Origin of the sequence: Novosphingobium aquae, assembly GCF_037572715.1 — a bacterium.
GTDB classification, from domain to species: domain Bacteria; phylum Pseudomonadota; class Alphaproteobacteria; order Sphingomonadales; family Sphingomonadaceae; genus Novosphingobium; species Novosphingobium aquae.
On the sequence record NZ_JBBHJY010000001.1, the window covers coordinates 218,710 to 235,881 of the forward strand.

The 17,172-nt window shown below is 64.6% G+C and carries 20 protein-coding genes; 15 read left to right on the forward strand and 5 right to left on the reverse strand.

The genetic code is table 11. The features are described from left to right. Positions 1 to 23 precede the first annotated feature (23 nt). On the reverse strand, positions 24 to 1,175 hold the full coding sequence (locus tag WG900_RS01200; RefSeq protein ID WP_339964094.1) for a PQQ-dependent sugar dehydrogenase: 1,152 nt from the start codon (positions 1,173 to 1,175) through the stop codon (positions 24 to 26). Positions 1,176 to 1,185: 10 nt separating this feature from the next. Here WG900_RS01200 and WG900_RS01205 point away from each other — a divergent pair, with 10 nt between their 5' ends. From WG900_RS01205 to WG900_RS01215, 3 genes are all read left to right on the forward strand, one after another. Beyond that, positions 1,186 to 1,824, forward strand: coding sequence for a ribonuclease HII (locus WG900_RS01205; RefSeq protein WP_339964095.1), 639 nt, complete (start codon positions 1,186 to 1,188; stop codon positions 1,822 to 1,824). Beyond that, positions 1,821 to 2,735 carry an oxidoreductase gene (locus WG900_RS01210; protein WP_339964096.1) on the forward strand — a complete coding sequence of 305 codons (915 nt, stop codon included), beginning with the start codon at positions 1,821 to 1,823 and terminating at the stop codon, positions 2,733 to 2,735. Before WG900_RS01205 ends, WG900_RS01210 begins: the two co-directional genes overlap by 4 nt. Before the next feature lie 334 nt (positions 2,736 to 3,069). Further along, a complete protein-coding gene (locus tag WG900_RS01215) occupies positions 3,070 to 4,197 on the forward strand; it encodes a site-specific DNA-methyltransferase (protein WP_339964097.1) in 1,128 nt (375 codons plus the stop codon). A 7-nt stretch (positions 4,198 to 4,204) separates the two neighbouring features. Here the strand turns inward: WG900_RS01215 and WG900_RS01220 are convergent, their stop codons facing one another. Beyond that, complete coding sequence (locus tag WG900_RS01220; RefSeq protein ID WP_339964098.1) at positions 4,205 to 5,035, reverse strand: MlaA family lipoprotein; 831 nt, start codon at positions 5,033 to 5,035, stop codon at positions 4,205 to 4,207. 177 nt (positions 5,036 to 5,212) lie between these two features. Here WG900_RS01220 and folP point away from each other — a divergent pair, with 177 nt between their 5' ends. Both folP and WG900_RS01230 read left to right on the forward strand, forming a co-directional pair. Further along, positions 5,213 to 6,310, forward strand: a complete 1,098-nt coding sequence (gene folP, locus WG900_RS01225) for a dihydropteroate synthase (protein ID WP_339964099.1) — start codon at positions 5,213 to 5,215, stop codon at positions 6,308 to 6,310. 12 nt (positions 6,311 to 6,322) lie between these two features. Next, positions 6,323 to 8,086: a cation:proton antiporter domain-containing protein gene (locus WG900_RS01230; protein WP_339964100.1), complete on the forward strand. Its 1,764-nt coding sequence runs from the start codon at positions 6,323 to 6,325 to the stop codon at positions 8,084 to 8,086. On the opposite strand, the gene WG900_RS01235 is transcribed toward WG900_RS01230, so the two are convergent. Then, the gene (locus tag WG900_RS01235) at positions 8,083 to 8,847 is read right to left on the reverse strand and encodes an SDR family NAD(P)-dependent oxidoreductase (RefSeq protein WP_339964101.1); all 765 of its coding nucleotides are present in this window, start codon (positions 8,845 to 8,847) and stop codon (positions 8,083 to 8,085) included. The two genes, WG900_RS01230 and WG900_RS01235, sit on opposite strands and share 4 nt — an antisense overlap. 70 nt (positions 8,848 to 8,917) lie before the next feature. Between WG900_RS01235 and WG900_RS01240 the strand changes: the two genes are divergently transcribed. Then, a complete protein-coding gene (locus WG900_RS01240; protein ID WP_339964102.1) occupies positions 8,918 to 9,319 on the forward strand; it encodes a hypothetical protein in 402 nt (133 codons plus the stop codon). On the opposite strand, the gene WG900_RS01245 is transcribed toward WG900_RS01240, so the two are convergent. After that, complete coding sequence (locus tag WG900_RS01245; RefSeq protein ID WP_339964103.1) at positions 9,316 to 10,737, reverse strand: sigma-54-dependent transcriptional regulator; 1,422 nt, start codon at positions 10,735 to 10,737, stop codon at positions 9,316 to 9,318. The genes WG900_RS01240 and WG900_RS01245 overlap by 4 nt on opposite strands. A 194-nt stretch (positions 10,738 to 10,931) precedes the next feature. On the opposite strand from WG900_RS01245, the gene WG900_RS01250 reads away from it, so the two are divergent. The 9 genes from WG900_RS01250 to WG900_RS01290 all read left to right on the forward strand — a co-directional run bounded on the left by WG900_RS01250 (position 10,932) and on the right by WG900_RS01290 (position 16,140). Then, positions 10,932 to 11,054 carry an aa3-type cytochrome c oxidase subunit IV gene (locus tag WG900_RS01250; RefSeq protein ID WP_339964104.1) on the forward strand — a complete coding sequence of 41 codons (123 nt, stop codon included), beginning with the start codon at positions 10,932 to 10,934 and terminating at the stop codon, positions 11,052 to 11,054. A gap of 7 nt (positions 11,055 to 11,061) precedes the next feature. Then, on the forward strand, positions 11,062 to 12,192 hold the full coding sequence (locus WG900_RS01255) for a Re/Si-specific NAD(P)(+) transhydrogenase subunit alpha (protein ID WP_339964105.1): 1,131 nt from the start codon (positions 11,062 to 11,064) through the stop codon (positions 12,190 to 12,192). Next, positions 12,193 to 12,477: an NAD(P) transhydrogenase subunit alpha part 2 gene (locus WG900_RS01260; protein ID WP_264416444.1), complete on the forward strand. Its 285-nt coding sequence runs from the start codon at positions 12,193 to 12,195 to the stop codon at positions 12,475 to 12,477. After that, on the forward strand, positions 12,477 to 13,958 hold the full coding sequence (locus WG900_RS01265) for an NAD(P)(+) transhydrogenase (Re/Si-specific) subunit beta (protein WP_339964107.1): 1,482 nt from the start codon (positions 12,477 to 12,479) through the stop codon (positions 13,956 to 13,958). The genes WG900_RS01260 and WG900_RS01265 overlap by 1 nt, the downstream gene beginning before the upstream one ends. Beyond that, the gene (locus WG900_RS01270) at positions 13,958 to 14,284 is read left to right on the forward strand and encodes a hypothetical protein (RefSeq protein WP_339964108.1); all 327 of its coding nucleotides are present in this window, start codon (positions 13,958 to 13,960) and stop codon (positions 14,282 to 14,284) included. Before WG900_RS01265 ends, WG900_RS01270 begins: the two co-directional genes overlap by 1 nt. A 130-nt stretch (positions 14,285 to 14,414) precedes the next feature. Beyond that, positions 14,415 to 14,861, forward strand: coding sequence for a hypothetical protein (locus tag WG900_RS01275; protein WP_339964109.1), 447 nt, complete (start codon positions 14,415 to 14,417; stop codon positions 14,859 to 14,861). Between the two features lie 27 nt (positions 14,862 to 14,888). Then, complete coding sequence (locus WG900_RS01280) at positions 14,889 to 15,287, forward strand: hypothetical protein (RefSeq protein WP_339964110.1); 399 nt, start codon at positions 14,889 to 14,891, stop codon at positions 15,285 to 15,287. Next, a complete protein-coding gene (locus WG900_RS01285) occupies positions 15,214 to 15,669 on the forward strand; it encodes a hypothetical protein (RefSeq protein WP_339964111.1) in 456 nt (151 codons plus the stop codon). The genes WG900_RS01280 and WG900_RS01285 overlap by 74 nt, the downstream gene beginning before the upstream one ends. A 30-nt stretch (positions 15,670 to 15,699) precedes the next feature. Continuing rightward, positions 15,700 to 16,140 carry a hypothetical protein gene (locus WG900_RS01290; RefSeq protein ID WP_339964112.1) on the forward strand — a complete coding sequence of 147 codons (441 nt, stop codon included), beginning with the start codon at positions 15,700 to 15,702 and terminating at the stop codon, positions 16,138 to 16,140. Positions 16,141 to 16,163: 23 nt separating this feature from the next. Here WG900_RS01290 and WG900_RS01295 read toward each other — a convergent pair whose 3' ends face one another. Further along, positions 16,164 to 17,039, reverse strand: coding sequence for a hypothetical protein (locus WG900_RS01295; RefSeq protein ID WP_339964113.1), 876 nt, complete (start codon positions 17,037 to 17,039; stop codon positions 16,164 to 16,166). Between the last annotated feature and the right edge of the window lie 133 nt (positions 17,040 to 17,172).

The window sequence follows — 17,172 nt, forward strand, 5'->3', positions numbered from 1 at the left end:
GAAAGGGCCCGCCGTGCAACGATTCAACGCGGAACCACCTCGAGCAATCGCCCGCCCGCGCCGTCCTCGATCATCCACAGCTTCCCGTCAGAGCCTTCGGCTATGCCGCGCATCCGGGCATCCATGTTGTAGCGTTCCGCCTCGCGCGCCGTGTCGCCGGTTATGCCGACGCGCACCAGCCCTTGCGCACCGAGTGCGGCGATCAGGGCATTGCCCTTCCACGCGGGGAATTTCTCGCACTTGCAGATGATCATCGCGCCCGGAGCGATCACCGGGTTCCAGCTCAGCGCCGGGGCGGCAAGGTCCGGGCGGGTGGCGTGGCGGGGGATAGGCTTGCCGTCATAATGATCGCCGTTCGACACCACCGGCCAGCCGTAATTGCTGCCGGGCTTGACCAGATTGAGCTCGTCGCCGCCAGCCGGTCCGTGTTCGATGTCCCACAGCCGGCCCTCGCCATCGAAGGCGACGCCGAGCAGGTTGCGGTGGCCATAGGACCAGATTTCCGCCGAAACGCCGCCCTTTTGGGCGAAGGGATTGCCGGCGGCGGGCTTGCCGTCGCGCGTCAGGCGCAGCATCTTGCCAAGGTTGACGGTCAGGTCCTGCGCCGGGGTCATCTTTTGCCGGTCACCCGAGGTGAGGAACAGGTATTTGCCATCGGGCGAGAACTTGATGCGGTGGCTGTAATGGCCGCGTCCGGTGACCTTGGGGCTTTGCCGCCAGATCACCTCGAGACCATCGATTCGCGCGCCGGTGCCTTCACGGACCAGCTTCGCTCGGCCAAGCACCGCGCCGCGAGTGTCGCTTTCGCCGGCTTCCGCCCAAGTGAGGTAAACCGTTCCGTCCTTTTCGAAGGCGGGTGAGATAGCGACATCGCCAAAGCCGCCCTGGCCGCCAAAAGCAACGGTCGGCGTGCCGGTGACGTCAGTGACCGCGCCGCTGGCCAGATCGACCAGCTTGAGCTTGCCCTTCTTCTCGGTCACCAGCGCGGCGTTTCCGGGCAGCAGGGCCAGCGCCCAAGGCTCGTCGAGCTTGGCGACTTCGCGGGTGGTGAAGGGGTTGGTCTCGACGAAATCGGCCGGTCCCTGTATGCTGCTATCCCCGGCGGCGGTCGCGCCGCAGCTTGCGAGAGGGACGAGCAGGGGCGATAGCATCAGGCTGATGGTTTGACGTTTCATGGGCACGACGATGGGCCAACCGTTCCTGATTGCCAAGACTGGCTCGACAAACAACCGGCGCGGAGGGACGATCGGCGTGGACGAAGCCGGGCGCGGTCCGCTCGCCGGACCGGTGGTGGCGGCGGCCGTAGTGCTGTGCAGCCCGCGACCTGCCGGACTCGACGATTCCAAGATGCTGTCGCGCAGTGCCCGCGCTCTGCTGGAAGAACGCATCAAGCGCCGCTGCCGCTGGGCCGTGGGCGTGGTCGATGTGGACGAGATTGACCGGCTCAACATCTTTGGCGCCACCATGCTGGCGATGACGCTGGCGGTGCGCGCGCTGTGCGAACTGTTGGACGAGGAACCCGCCGAAGTGCTGATCGATGGCAACCTGACGCCGCAGGGCCGCCGCCCTGAGTGGTGCTGGCCGGCGCGGGCTATCGTTGGCGGCGATGCCATCGAACCCTGTATTTCCGCCGCCTCGATCATCGCCAAGGAACACCGCGACCGCATGATGCGCGCCTATGCCGAGCAGCACCCGCATTACGGCTGGGAACGCAATGCGGGCTATGGCACGCCCGAGCACCTCGCGGCGCTGCGCACGCACGGTGCAACACCCCTTCATCGGCGCAGTTTCGCGCCGGTCGCCCAACTGGAGTTGCAGATATGAGCGGATTTACCGAGGTCGACGTTCCCGACCAGTCGGGCCGCACGATGATCGTCACCGGGTCGAACACCGGCATCGGGTTCGAGATTGCCCGCGTGCTGGCCCAGCGCGGCGCACGGGTGCTGCTGGCGTGCCGCAGCAAGGACAAGGCTGAAGCGGCGATGACCCGCATCGACGCAGTGGCCCCCGGGGCCGACCTTGCTTTCCTGCCGCTCGATCAGGGCGATCTCGCGTCGGTTCGGGCAGCGGCAGATATCGCGGGAAAAGAAGCTCGGCTCGACTGTCTGATCAACAATGCCGGCGTGATGGTGCCGCCGCTGACCCGCACCGCGCAGGGGTTCGAACAACAATTCGGCGTCAACCACCTCGGCACCTTCGCGCTCACCGGGCTGCTGCTGCCCAAGCTGGCCGAAACGCCGGGATCGCGCGTCGTCATCACCTCGAGCATCGCCCACAAGACCGGGCGCATCGATTTCGATAACCTCGATGCGTCGAAGGGCTACCATCGAGGCGATTTCTATTCGCAGAGCAAGCTCGCCAACCTGCTGCACATGACCGAGCTTGACCGGCGGCTGCGCGGGGCAGGTTCGCCGGTGGCGGCACTGGCTTGCCACCCCGGCGTCGCGGCAAGCGAACTGGTGCGGCACATCCCGCTTGGCAGCCTGCTCGGTGCGGCGATGGGTCTGTTCCTCAATACGGCGGCGCAGGGAGCATGGCCGGCGCTTCAGGCGGCGACCGATCCGGCGGCGCAATCGGGCGACTATTACGGCTCGCAGCAATGGCGCGAAATGCGTGGGAGCTCGGGCAAGGCCCAACGGGCGCCGCAGGGGTGCGACCTTGCCGTGGCGCGGCGGCTCTGGGACGTGTCGGTGGAACTCACCGGCGTCGATCCGGGGCTTGCGCCGGCGGACTAAGCGCACGCGCATCCGGAGTCCCCGCGCAGGCGGGGACCTCAGGCCTTGGCATACAACCACCGTGTTGCTCGCATCCTCCTGAGGCTCCTGCCTGCGCGGGGGCGCGGCGGGAGAGGGAAATTATTTGGGCCGCCGAGTCCTCCGCGCCACACCACCACATGTTGAGTCCTGCCTGATGGACGGGACTCCACATGATGTGTGGGACTCGTTTCGTTCCGCTGGAAAGGCACCCCCAAGCCGCCGGAATCGCAAGGATTCCCGGCGAGTCGCGGGTTGACGTGAGGCTGTGGATAACTCACCCTGTGTGTTCTGAATCGGGGGGATACGAGTTTTCATGGCGCAAACACTGCTCAAACCGCGCGCGGCGCAGGCGCAGGCTGATGTCCGGGCCGCGCTGCCCCTGGGCCAGATCATCGCAGGCGACTGCGTCGAGGCGATGCGCTCGCTTCCCAGCGCCTCGGTCGATCTCGTCTTCGCCGATCCGCCGTACAACCTGCAACTCGGCGGCGATCTTTCGCGCCCCGATGGCAGCCATGTCGATGCCGTGACCGATCACTGGGACCAGTTCGACAGCTTCGCCGTTTACGACAAGTTCACCCGCGAATGGCTGACCGAGGCGCGCCGCGTGCTCAAGCCCGATGGCGCGCTGTGGGTAATCGGATCGTACCACAACATCTTCCGTCTTGGCGCGATGATGCAGGACATGGGCTTCTGGATCCTCAACGACGTGGTCTGGCGCAAGGCCAACCCGATGCCCAATTTCAAGGGCACCCGCTTCACCAACGCGCATGAAACGCTGATCTGGGCGTCGATGGGCGAAAAGGCGCGCTACACGTTTAATTATACGGCGATGAAGACGCTCAACGACGAATTGCAGATGCGTTCGGACTGGGTCCTGCCGATCTGCAACGGGCAGGAACGGCTGAAGAAGGGCGGCACCAAGGTCCACCCGACGCAGAAGCCCGAGGCGCTGCTTTACCGCGTGATGCTGGCGACGACCAACAAGGGCGACGTCGTGCTCGATCCCTTCTTCGGCACCGGCACCACCGGCGCGGTGGCCAAGCGTCTAGGTCGTCAATGGATCGGCTGCGAGCGTGAGAGCAATTACCGCGAAGCCGCGCTCGAACGCATCGAGATGGCGCTGGAGCTTGATGAGTCGGCATTGAAGACCATGCAGAGCCCGCGCTCTGCGCCCAAGGTAGCCTTCGGTACGCTGATCGAAACCGGCTGGATCGCTGCCGGCACCGTGATCACTGACAAGAAGCGCCGCCTCAGCGCCACGGTTCGCGCCGATGGTTCGCTGGTGTCAGGCACGGAAATCGGTTCGATCCACGGCCTTGGTGCCAAATTACAAGGCGCACCGGCCTGCAATGGCTGGACCTTCTGGCACATCGAGCACCAGGGCGAGGTCAAGCCGATCGACGCGTTGCGCAAGCTCTACCTGCTCGCTACCGAAGACTGATCCGGCGTCAGGAGCCGGTGGCGGATTTCACTTCCGGCTTCTTCTTCGCGTCGGCCATCGGTCCTCGCCCGTGCAATGCCTCGATTTCGTCGCGGCGCTTGGCGAGGTACCATTCGCGTTCGGCGACATAGGGATCGCCGGTCGCGTGGAATTCCTTGAACTTGTCATCCAGCTCGATCCGGTCGTCGAGCGACTTCACCACTCCAGTGCTGAGCGAGAAGTATGGCTTGTTGAACGGTGTTCCGGCGACAGACGGCAGGATCGACTTGTCGAGCACCCAGCCGACAAGGTCACGCGCCGATGTTGGCCCGATCACCGGCAGGAACATGTAAGGCCCTGCGCTCACGCCGTAGTAGCCGAAGGTGTTGCCAAATCCGTTGGCGCGGTAGGGCAGCTTGATCGACTTGCTCTTGGCCACATCGATGAGGCCGGCCACGCCGACGGTGGAATTCACGGCGAACCGCCCAACCGTTTCCGCGGCCTTGCCGGGCTTCAGCTGCAACATGAAGTTGATGAAGTTTACCGGCTCGGTCAGATTGCGCAGGACATTGCGCAGGCCGCTGCGCGCGGGGCTGGGGAGCACTTTCTTGTAGCCCATGGCGAGCGGGGCGACGAGGGCGTTGTCAACTGCGGTCACAGCCTTGAAGGCTTCGACATTGATCGCCTGGCCGGGATCCTCGGGCACGTCCTGGCGCGCGGAAACTACGATTTCATCGGGCGCGACCGCGTTGTCATCGCCCACCACAGGTGCAACCTGCACCGATCCTTCGGTGAGCAGCGGCAGCGGCTTTGGTGCAGCAAGCGCGGGATTGGCCGCGCCAAGCAACATGGCAGCCATGGGAGCAGAGATCAACTAATTGTCATTCCAGCGCCGAAACTTCGCCTGCGCTATAGGGTTCAATTGGTTACTTAGTTTGCGTCTGTTTCGCTGTCGATGCACCGCGCCTCGGGAAAAACGCGGAAAATTCCTTTCTCCACTGTTCGCGGCAGGCCGGTTTTTGACTAAGGTCTCCGCATGAGCCTCTCCGTCTATCTCCGCCCCATCGCCCTCGCCGAAAGTCCGCAAAGTGAGGAGGGTGACACCCTTCGGCTGGGCGGTTCGATGGTCTGGGCCAGTCGCTTCGCCTTGATCAGCCGCGAGAATGGCAAGGTCGTGCGGCGCGAGCGCTATTCCGCGCGCCAGCTTGAAGGCGCGTTGCCGGCGCTGCCCGATGATGTTGCCGTGCAGTTCGATAACCTCAAGCGCGTTCATGCCCCAATCCAGTGCGGCGCCCGCACGATCCGACTCGACCAGCCGCAGGTCATGGGCATCCTCAACGTCACGCCGGACAGCTTTTCGGATGGCGGCGAATTTCTCGACAAGCCGGAGGTCGCCGCCGCCCACGCCGCGCGCATGGTCGAGGCCGGGGCGGCCATCGTCGACATCGGCGGCGAATCCACGCGTCCCGGCGCGGCGGCGGTGTGGGAAGGCGATGAGGTCAAGCGCGTCGTTCCGGCGGTCGAATTGCTAGCAGGCATGGGCGCGGCGATCAGTGTCGACACGCGCCGTGCAAGTGTGATGGAAGCCGCGCTCGGTGCCGGTGCGCACATGATCAATGACGTGTCCGGCCTGCGCCACGATCCGCGATCGCTGCAACTTGCCGCCAGCAGCGGCGCGCCCGTGGTGCTGATGCATGCGCCGGGTGAAGGCGAGAACCTGCATGAGGGCGGCACCTACGCCGATGTCGTGCTCGACGTGTTCGACTGGCTGTGCGCCCGCCGCGATGCCGCACTGGCGGCCGGAATCGCGCGGGAAAAGATCGTGCTCGATCCGGGCATCGGCTTTGGCAAGACGCTGGCCGAAAACCTCGCGCTGGTGAACGCGCTGCCATTGTTCCACGCGCTCGGCCAGCCGCTGCTGGTGGGTGCGAGCCGCAAGCGGATGATCGGCGCGCTGTCGAACGAGGCTCCGGCGCACAAGCGGCTCGGCGGCAGTCTGGCGCTGGCGCTGCGGGCGATGGACGCGGGCGTGCACTTGCTGCGCGTCCATGACGTGCCCGAAACCGTGCAGGCGCGCGATGTGTGGCGCGGAATGCGCGACGCGGCGCTCACCGATTTCAGCCAGCTGGTTTAGGAGGCCGCGCCGATGCACGAAGCCGGACATTCCGCACTGCGCGACGGGGTGATCCTCCTCGGTTTCGCGATCGCTTTCGTCCTGATATTCCGGCGGTTCGGGCTGGGTGCGACGTTGGGCTACCTCGTCGCCGGTGCGCTGGTCGGGCCTCAAGTGCTGGGCCTTGTCGGCGATGCCGAGGGCAAGCTGGGCATTGCCGAACTCGGCATCACGCTGCTGCTGTTCGTGGTCGGGCTGAGCCTCAATCCATCCCGCCTCTGGGCTATGCGGCGCGACATCTTTGCCATCGGCGGTTTGCAGGTGGTCACTTGCGGTCTGGCGTTGACCGGGGTCGCGGCATGGGGCGCGGGGTTCCACTGGGCCGCAGCCCTCGCGCTCGGCCTGCCATTGGCGCTTTCGTCTACCGCGCAGGTCCTGCCGATGCTGCAAAGCTCGGGCCGCCTGCGCACGCCGTTTGGCGAGCGGGCCTTTGCCATCCTGCTATTTCAGGACCTGTCGATCATCCCGCTGATCACGATCATCGCCGCGATGGGCCATGATCCGGCGGCAACGGGGGGACCTTCGGGCTGGATGCAGGCGCTGCTGTCGCTTGGCGCGGTGGCCGGACTGATCTTCGCCGGTCGCTTCGTTTTGCGCCCCATGTTCCGCCTGATCGCCAACCTTGGCGAGCAGGAGATGTTCGTTGTCGCCGGCCTGTTCACGGTGCTCGCCGCCGCCGCCATCATGGAAGCACTCGGCCTGTCGAGCGCGCTGGGCGCTTTCGTTGCCGGCGTGATGCTGGCGGACAGCCCCTATCGGCACGAGATCGAGGCGGACGTCGAACCGTTCCGTTCAATCCTGCTGGGCCTGTTTTTCGTCTCGGTCGGCATGATGCTCGATCTGAATGCCATCGCTGAAAACCCGGTTTTCGTGGTCGCCATGGCGCTGGCCGTGATCGCGGTGAAGGCGGCGCTGATTTTCGGCATCGCGCGGCTGTTCGGCATGGCCTGGCGCGGCGCGCTGGGGCTGGGGCTGCTGCTCAGTCAGGGCGGCGAATTCGGCTTCGTGCTGTTCGCGCAGGCCAGCCGAGGCGGGCTGATCGATGCTCAGGCGGCGAGCCTGTTCGGGGCCGTGGTCACGCTATCCATGGCGACCACGCCGTTCCTGATGATGCTGACGCGCGGGCTGCGCGATGGCGCGGCCCAATCGCGAGAAGAGCGCGACGGACCCAGCGCGGACGGCGCCAGCGCCATCATCGTCGGCTATGGCCGCTTCGGGCAGACGGTCGCGCAAATCCTCCACGCCGCCAAGGTTCAGGTCTCCACGGTCGACACCGATGTCGAAATGATCGACGTCGCCAAGCGTTTCGGTGCCGAGGTCCATTTCGGCGACGGCACGCGGATCGACCTGCTGCGGCAGGCAGGGGGCGATGAAGCCGAGGTTATCGCTTTCTGTATCGACGGAGAAGCAGTTGATGCCGCGCTGGTGGATGCGGTGCACGAAGCCTTCCCCAAGGCCTCGATCCTCGTCCGCGCCTATGACCGCCGCGCCGCCATGGCGCTGGCCGGCACGCCCGCCGTCGTTGTGGTGCGCGAAGTTCAGGAATCAGCGGTGCGACTGGCGAGCGGCGCGCTCGAGCAGTTGTCTGTCAGCCGAGAGGAGATTGGCCGCGCGGTCAATCACTACCGCACGCTCGACGAAAAGCGCCTCGCCTTGCAGGTTGAGAGCGGTGACCTGCGCGTTGCCCGCAACCTGATCCTGACGGGCAAGGATGATCCCGAGATGGAGCCGCGCTAGCGATACCCGCAGTCGCTGCCCAGCACTTCGCCGGTGATCGTCCACGCTTCGTCAGACAGCAGGAAGCCGATCTGGTTGGCCATGTCGACGGCCTGCGCGGTGCGGCCCATTACGCTGACTTCGGCGGCAATTACGGCCATGGCGTCTTCCTTGCTACCGTGCTGTTCGACAAGGCTCTCGAAATAGCCGGACTTGGTCCAGATCGGCGTTTCGACCCGGCCCGGCGCGATGGCGTTGATGCGGATGCCGTCGGACACGTGCTCGGCGGCGGCGACTTTCGCGAGGTGAGCGATGGCGGCCTTGCTCGTGCCATAGGCGCTGGTCATGGCCATCGGCTTTACCCCGGCGGCGGAGCTGAGCAGCACGGCGGAACGATTGCCGGTGCCTTTCAGCATCAGCCGCAAGGCGCAGCGCAGGCCAAGGAACACGCCGTCGAGGTTGACCGCCTGCATCCGCCGCCAGCCGGCGAAGTCCTGACTGACGATCGGCGTGCCGCTGGCGATTCCGGCGCTGAGCACGGCATGATTGAGCCGTTCGACGGACTGTTCAACCTCGTCCCACAGCGCTTCGTCCGCCACGTCGCCAATGAAGCGGCGCGAGGGGCAGGGCAGGTCCAGCGCATCGAGACCGGCCTCGTCCATGTCGACGAGGATGATCTCGGCGCAACCATTGCCGGCCAGCCATGTCGCGCAGGCCGCGCCAATGCCCGATGCCGCGCCGGTGACGAGCGCCGTGCGCCCGGAAAAGTCGAAATGTGCCATGCAGGCAAGGCTAGCACGGCTTGCCTGCGGTTTTGAAGCGGTTAGCATTGCGGGCGAAGGGAGCGGCTTGATGGCGGCAAGGGCAATCATGGCTTTAGGCCTGTTGATCGGACTGGCGGGCGCTGCGCCGCCCTCTCCGCTCCCCGCCGATGCGCTGGTTATCTTTGGCTCACGCTATTGCGCGCCCTGCGTTGCCGAGCTCAAGGAACTGCCGCGCATTTCGCAGTGGCGCGGGACGCGGCCCTTAGTCGTGGCGTGGATCGACAAGGAGCCGCCGCCGGCTATCGGCACCTTCCCGGCCACCCGCGCGGTCGAATGGCGCGAGGCGCGGCGGATGCTGATGGCCTCGTCAGCTGGCGCATCGCTGGCGGTGCCGCCGGTGGTGGCGACCAACGCGCTGGGCAAAGTCTGTGGTTCTACGCGCAAGCCTCTGACGCGGGCCTTGGTGAGGGACCTCGTGAAGGGCTGTTAGGCCGCGCTGTCGATCCCCAGATCGCTAAGCTTGCGATAGAGCGTCGACCGCCCGATCCCCAGCCGCCGCGCAACTTCGGTCATGCGGCCGCGGTAATGGCCGATGGCGAGGCGGATAACGTCGGCCTCGATTTCTTCGAGCGGGCGCAGGTTGCCGTCAGGGGCGTAGAGCAGCACGCCGACGCCTTCCTGCATCGGCTGCGAGGGCAGGCGCGCATCGCTGCCGATCAGGTTCGAAAGCTGCGGGAAATCCTCGCTGGTCAGCGCGTCTCCGTCACAGAACACGGCGGCGCGGAACAGTACGGCTTGCAACTGGCGAACATTTCCGGGCCAATCGTAAGCCCCTAGTAGCGAAAGCGCGCTGTCGGTAATGCCGAGCGGGCGCAGGCCGGGTTGTTCGCCGATGCGGGCAAGGAAATGGCGGGCCAGAGCGGGAATGTCGCCCGCGCGCTGGCGCAGGGGAGGCACGGCGACGATGGTGTGGCTCAGCGCTTCGTACAGCTCGGGCAGGAAATGACCGGCCGCAACAAGGTCTTTAAGCGGCAGGTTGCTCGCGGCAATCAGGCGGACGTCGACCCGGAAAGAATGGCGCGCGCCGATGGGGCGCACATCGCCGCGGGCAATCGCTTCGGCAAGGCGGCCCTGAATATGGTCGGGCAGGCGGTCTATCTCGTCGAGCACCAAGGTGCCGCCGTCGCAATGCTGCATCGCGCCGATCTGGCGGTCGAAAGCGCCGGGGAAGGCACCGCGCTCATGCCCGAACAGCACACTTTCCACGGAATTTCCCGGAATGCTGCCGACATTGACCATGCGCAGCGGCATCTTCGAGCGTGGGCTGGCGGCGTGCATGGCGCGGACCAGCATTTCCTTGCCGCTGCCGGTCTCGCCCTCGATCAGCACCGGGGCATGGCCGCGCGCTGCCTTGGCCGCGATGGCCAGGGCGGAGCGGAATGTCGGGGCGGCACCGATCATCGATTCGAAATCGAGACTGGCGTGCATCTTCTCGGTCAGCGGGGCGAGCTCGTCCTGCGGCGTTTCGCGCGTGGTCGCGGCGCGCAGGGCCTCCATCAACCGGTCAGGCGCCACCGGCTTGATCAGGTAATCGGTTGCTCCGGCGCGCATCGCCTCGACCGCGAGCAGCGGCGAGGCGCTGGTGGTGAGCATCAATATCGGCAGGGCGGGGCGGCGGCTTTTCAGTTCGGCGATCAGTTCGCAGGCATCGTCGCCCGGCACCCATTGATCCAGAATGATGGCGTTGAGCTGCATGCCCTGCCGCGTGCCCAGTGTCGCAATTGCGGTTTCGCTGTCGCGGACGACAAGCGTGCGCCAGCCTTCACGCGCGGCAAGCGCGGAGATCAGCCGGCATTGAGCCGGCTCGTCGTCGATCAGCATCAGCAGGCGCTGCTCGATTTCGGACATGCGTTCCCCGTGCGAAGCCCCTGGCCGCGAAACGAACTTCGCGAACCTTCGAAGCTGTTCATAAGGCGAGTGGGTAAAGAGCGGATTAAGGTTGTTACCGCTTGAGCCCTTGCATCTAGGGCGATAGAGGCTTGTGGGAATGTTCAACTGGCCCGCATCGATTGCGGGCCGCAAGCACGGGGCTCGAATGCACTATGGCATCCGGTAACGACATGAAGGCGCACAATTCGACCTACACCAGCTTCCTGGGCATGCTGAAGTGGGCGATCCCGGTACTCGCGGTGATCACGGCTGTCGTCATCGCTCTGATTTCCTGACCGGCTGATGTCCGAACCCCTTCGGATCGCGGTTCTGAAAGAACGCGCGAGCGGGGAAACCCGTGTCTCTGCCACGCCGGAAACGGTGAAGAAATTCATCGCGCTGGGTGCGGTTGTCGCGGTTGAAAAGGGCGCCGGCGAAGGCGCTTCGATCAGCGACGCGGAATACGAAGCGGTTGGCGCAGAGGTGAAGTCCGGCGCGGTAACGGGCGCGGATGTGGTGCTCGGCGTGCAGGGGCCTGAACCCAAGGCGCTGTCCGGCGTGCGCGCCGGGGCATGGATCGTCGCCACGCTCGATCCGTTCAAGGAACGCGGCCGCGTCGATGAATATGCCAGCCTCGGGCTTGAGGCGCTGGCCATGGAATTCATGCCGCGCATCACCCGCGCGCAGTCGATGGACGTATTGTCCTCGCAGTCGAACCTATCGGGCTACAAGGCCGTGATCGAGGCGGCGAACCTTTATGGTCGCGCTTTCCCGATGATGATGACCGCTGCCGGCACAGTTTCGGCGGCCAAGGCTTTCGTCATGGGCGTTGGCGTTGCCGGACTTCAGGCGATTGCCACGGCCCGCCGCCTGGGCGCGCAGGTTTCCGCGACCGATGTGCGTTCGGCCACGAAGGAGCAGATCCAGTCGCTCGGCGCCAAGCCGATCTTCGTGGAGAATGTCGCTGGCATCGAAGGTGAAGGCGCTGGCGGTTATGCCACGGAAATGTCTGAGGAATACCAGAAGGCGCAGGCTGAACTGGTATCAAGCCACATCGCCAAGCAGGACATCGTCATCACCACCGCGCTGATCCCCGGCCGGCCCGCGCCGCGCCTGATCTCGGACGCGCAGATCGCCTCGATGAAGCCGGGCTCGGTCATTTTTGACCTCGCCGTGGCGCAGGGCGGGAATGTCGAAGGTTCAGTGCCGGATCAGGTCGTCGTCAAGCACGGCGTCAAGATTCTCGGCTATTCCAACACGCCCGCGAAACTGCCCGCCGACAGTTCGGCGCTTTATGCGCGCAACCTCTACAACTTCCTGTCCGCCTTCTGGGACAAGGAAAAGGGCCGCCCGGTCCTCGACGAGGAAATCGGTGATGCCGTGCGCCTGACGCGCGATGGCAAGGTTGTGAACGAGAGGCTTCTGGGGGCATAAATGGACTTCATCTCAATCCTCTCGATCTTCGTGATGGCCTGCTTCGTGGGCTATTACGTCGTCTGGTCGGTCACCCCGGCGCTGCACACGCCGCTGATGGCGGTGACCAACGCGATCTCCTCGGTGATCGTCGTCGGCGCGCTGATTGCCTCTGCTGCGGCGGGTAGTGCGACGAGCAAGTGGCTCGGGCTGTTGGCTGTAGTGCTGGCGAGCGTGAACATCTTCGGCGGGTTTGCCGTGACGGCGCGAATGCTGGCGATGTACAAGAAGAAGGAGAAGAAGTGATGGAACACGTCGCTACTCCTTCGTGGGCGATGCTCGCCTACCTGATCTCCGGCGTGCTGTTCATCCTCGCGCTGCGCGGGCTGTCGTCTCCGGCGACGAGCCGTACTGGCAACCGCATGGGCATGATCGGCATGACAATTGCGGTCGCCACCACGCTGGTGACGCATCTGCCAATGGATTGGTCCGTTGCGAACTGCGTTTCGGGCGAGCCATGCTTTTCTTCGGAACCGGTGTTCAACACCATGACCATGGCTGAAATCCTCATCGCCATCGCCATCGGCGGTGCGATTGGCTGGGTCACCGCGCGCAAGATCGCGATGACCGACATGCCGCAGCTGGTTGCGGCGTTCCACAGCCTCGTCGGCCTTGCCGCCGTGCTTGTCGGCTGGGCGGCCTATCTCAACCCGATCGCCTTCGGCATTGCCGATGCGGACGGCGCGATCCATTTGCAGAGCCGGATCGAGCTCGGCCTTGGCATTGCTATCGGTGCCATCACTTTCAGCGGTTCAGTAATCGCCTTCCTCAAGCTCGCCGGCAAAATGTCGGGCGCGCCGATCATGCTGCCCGGGCGGCACGTGATCAACTTTGGCACTCTGGCGGCGATCATTGGGCTCACCGCATACTTCACGCAGGATCAGGGCCTGTGGGTGATCGCTACCATCACCGCGCTCAGCTTCATCATCGGCTTTCTGCTGATCATCCCGATCGGCGGCGCGGATATGCCGGTCGTGGTCTCGATGCTCAACTCGTACTCGGGCTGGGCCGCGGCGGCGATGGGCTTCACGCTGCACAACACGGCGATGATCATCACCGGCGCGCTGGTTGGTTCGTCGGGCGCGATCCTTTCCTACATCATGTGCAAGGCGATGAACCGCAGCTTCATCTCGGTGATCGCCGGCGGCTTTGGCGCCGATGCCGGCCCGTCTGGCGGCGAGGCGAAGGAACAGCGCCCATGGAAGCGCGGCTCGGCCGAGGACGCAGCCTATATGCTGGGCGAGGCCGAAAAGGTCATCATCATCCCCGGTTACGGCATGGCGATTAGCCAAGCCCAGCACGCGCTGCGCGAAATGGGCGACCTGCTGAAGGCCAAGGGCGTCGAAGTGAAATACGCCATCCACCCGGTCGCGGGCCGTATGCCGGGCCACATGAACGTGCTGCTGGCCGAAGCCAACGTGCCTTATGACGAGGTGTTCGAACTGGAAGACATCAACTCCGAATTCGCCACCGCCGACGTCGCCTTCATCATCGGCGCGAATGACGTGGTCAATCCGGCGGCAAAGACTGACAAGTCATCGCCGATCTACGGCATGCCTGTGTTCGATGTCGACAAGGCCAAGCAGGTGTTCTTCATCAAGCGCTCGATGGGTGGCGTGGGCTATGCGGGCGTCGACAACGATGTGTTCTACATGGACCAGACGATGATGCTCCTCGCCGATGCCAAGAAGATGGTCGAGGACATCAACAAGGGCCTGTCGCACTAATGGTCAAGCGCGCCGCCACCGTGTCCGCCTTCGCGGCGATCCTCGTCCTTTCCGGCTGCGTGCAGGATATCAAGGCCAGCCGCGTCAAGTCTGCGCTGATGGATGGCGGCCTTTCGGAATCGCTCGCCGGTTGCATGGCGCAGCGCATGGCGGGTAAGCTGACAATCCACCAGCTCAAGGAACTCCAGCGCCTCAATGCCGCGCCGCGACGGACCATCGCGGAATTCGTCGCGGCGCTGCGCAAGAACGGCGATGCCGACGCCATCGAAGTGACACTCAGCTCCGCCGCGCTGTGCAAGACCGGCTGGATCAGCGAAAAGAAATAGGGCGCGGATAAGTGCGCCTTCCAGCTTGGCTGCGGCGCGCAAAGTCGCGGAAATTCATTCCTTTCCTGCCAGTGTAAGTCGAATTACCCTGATCCTTCCGAAGGGGGATTCGTCGATGCTCACCGGGCTGTTGGCCGCAGGTACCAGCGTAACACAGGCCGAAAGCGGCCTGCTCGATGCCGCGCTGGAACCATGGAACAGTGCTGCCAGCGTCGCTGGCATAGTCGCTTTCCTGCTTGTCCTGCGCTTGCTCACGCTGGATGTGCGGCGCTGCTATCGCCTGTTTCGCGCGTTTCACGCCCGCACCCTGCGCGGCAGCCGGACGCAGGCGTGGCTGGCGATCGGGTGGATCGCCTTTACGGACAACACCCTGTTCGCGCGCGACAGTCGCACGATGTTGCGCCGCCTGCGCGTCCAGCTGGAGCAGGAGATCTTCTTTGAACGGCCGATGTTTGCCTGGCCGGATGAGGACGTAACGATCCCGGCCGGCGCTACATGGTGGGACCGGCGTCGGTTGCGGGCAGCTGCACTGGCTCGGCACCGCGCCACCTTGCGCGAATGGCGCGCCAAGATCTGACAGGCGCGCAGCCCCAGCGGCAACTGGGTGATCATCGTCGGTCATCCGGCGGAAGTCAGCGGCGCGATGGAGCGCATCAGCCACTATTTCGCCTGCGTTGCCGAACTGGGGGTAGAGGGGGAGGAGGCCGACCGCTTCCTCTGCCCGATCGAGATCCTTTCCGGTTTCGTCACCCCGCTCCACCTGCTCACCGGGCTGCCGGTCAAGTTCAACGAGAAGTGGCCCGCGATCCTCGAAAGCTTCAACCGCGACGCCAACGACTGGCGCGAGGTCGGCAATCTTGCGGGTACCGCCGATTTCCGCCAGATCCAGATGTTCATCTACAATTGCTGGATGCTCTGGGGGGCCAAGCGTGCCGATCTGCACCTGCCGCAACTGGCATTCGCAGTTCTCGGTGATCCAGTACGGCTATGGCGACGAGAATAATTCGATCGAACTGGCTGGCGATGCCAAGGAGATCGCCACCAGCCTTGCCGACCTTGTCGAGCACGAAGTCCGTGACGACAGGGCCGGTCGTAACAATGGCGAGAATGCGTCCGATCGCCGCCCGTTCACCGCCATGGCCATTCCGGCAAAAGTCCAGGGTCGCCTGCGCCTGAGCGGCAGCATCGCCCGGAAATCCTCGACCGCGATCAATGCCCTGCCGCGCGCTGCCCGCGTCAGTTGGGGCGGGGAACAGGGCGAGCGGCCCGTGCTGTTCATTTCGGAGATCGTTCGCAACAACATGCTGGCAGAGCCCACGCGCATCGGAACGGAACAGCGCGGGCGGATCACGCTTGACGATAATGCCCTGCCTTCGCGCTATTAGACGGCCTATCTGTGGGTCGCTTTCGCGCTGGTGGGAGGTCGGGGAAGCGATCTCCAGCCGCTGAGCGCGCTGCGCGGCCAGCAGGAGCAGTGGAAGGATTTCATTCCCTTCTTCGAGCACGGCAATCTCGCCGATGCGGAAACCTGCGCCTATGGAAAGCGGCAGCTCGCGGCCAAGGCGGTCGCCGCCATCGCCCGCATCGTGCGCGATTGGCCGGTGGGCGAAGCGCCGTTCCGCTTTGCCTTTGCCTCCTCAATCGATGAATCGGGCTGCGGGCATGATCTGGCCTTTCCCGACTGCGGCGACGGGGTGCCGCTGCGGCAGATGCTAAAGGAAGTCATTGCAGACATCTGCAAGGTCGATCCGGCAAACGAACGCCTTGTCAGCGAAGGCTTGATTCTGTTCGACCATTTCACCGGCCGAGCCGGTCAGCATCAATTCTCATCCTGCTCCATGCCCGCGAGCGGATGAAGGCGGACGGGGTGGCGGACTGATCAGCCGTGCGCGGCGAGGGCAGCGCGCGCGAATTCCCGGAAGCTCGATCCTGAACGCCTGCCCTGCGCGGCTTCGCGCAAGGCGGCTGCGGGGTCGATAAGGTCGATTGTCAGGCCCTGAGCGGCTATCGCGTCAAGCTTGTCCAACTGCGCCGAGGCAACGGGTGGCAGGGCGCTGCCCTTCATCACGGAAATGCCGAAGAAACCGGCAAGATGGTGCGCCACCAGACGCGGATGCAGTTGCGGTTCACGCGCGCCCATCACCGAATAGACAAGGTTGCCGTCTGCTTCCTGATCGTCGGAAAGCGGCGGCTGGCTATAAGCGAAGTCGACCACGAGAGCGCCTTGCCGCGCCCAGATGCCCAGTCGGTCGAACTGGTCAATCCCGGTGAAGCGGGTGTCGCACTCATAGTCCTCGGCGCTCATGCGCAGCGGGTCGTTCTGCTCGATGAACACCAGAGCGGGATCGGGCGATGGTCCGAACAGGCCGGTGATCTGCTCACGCAAGGCCCGTACCAATGCGGTAAATCGCCCGCCGCCGCGAAATTCGGGTAAAACGAAGATGTAGTTGAGGTTGGCCGTGACGTAGGGCCGTGCCGATCCGCGCGAATGGTCGATGGCGATGTAGTTTGCCCCCGCCATGGCCCGGCCATCGCTATCGCGCATGACAACGAAGTGTTCGCGAAATGGGCCATGCACGGCGGACAGACGATCGTATTCGGCCCCGCGATTGAGCGCGAGGCAGGCGGCAAAGCCTTCCTCGTCTTCCATCTCGTCAGGCAGGACGAAGGACTGGCAATAACCGGCGTAGAATTCGCGAAAGGTCGCGCTATCGGCACGATCGGTCGTTTCAAGCGTGAAGGTCTCGGCTGGCATCGCGCGGCCTTCTGCGCAGCCAAGGCGCGATTCACCATCCGTTTCAAAGCATTTCAACAGCTCGGCGCATGATACGGGTAAGGAAACGCAAGCGATCTGGACGGAACGAATCGCCTTGCGTAAGGGCCGCTCA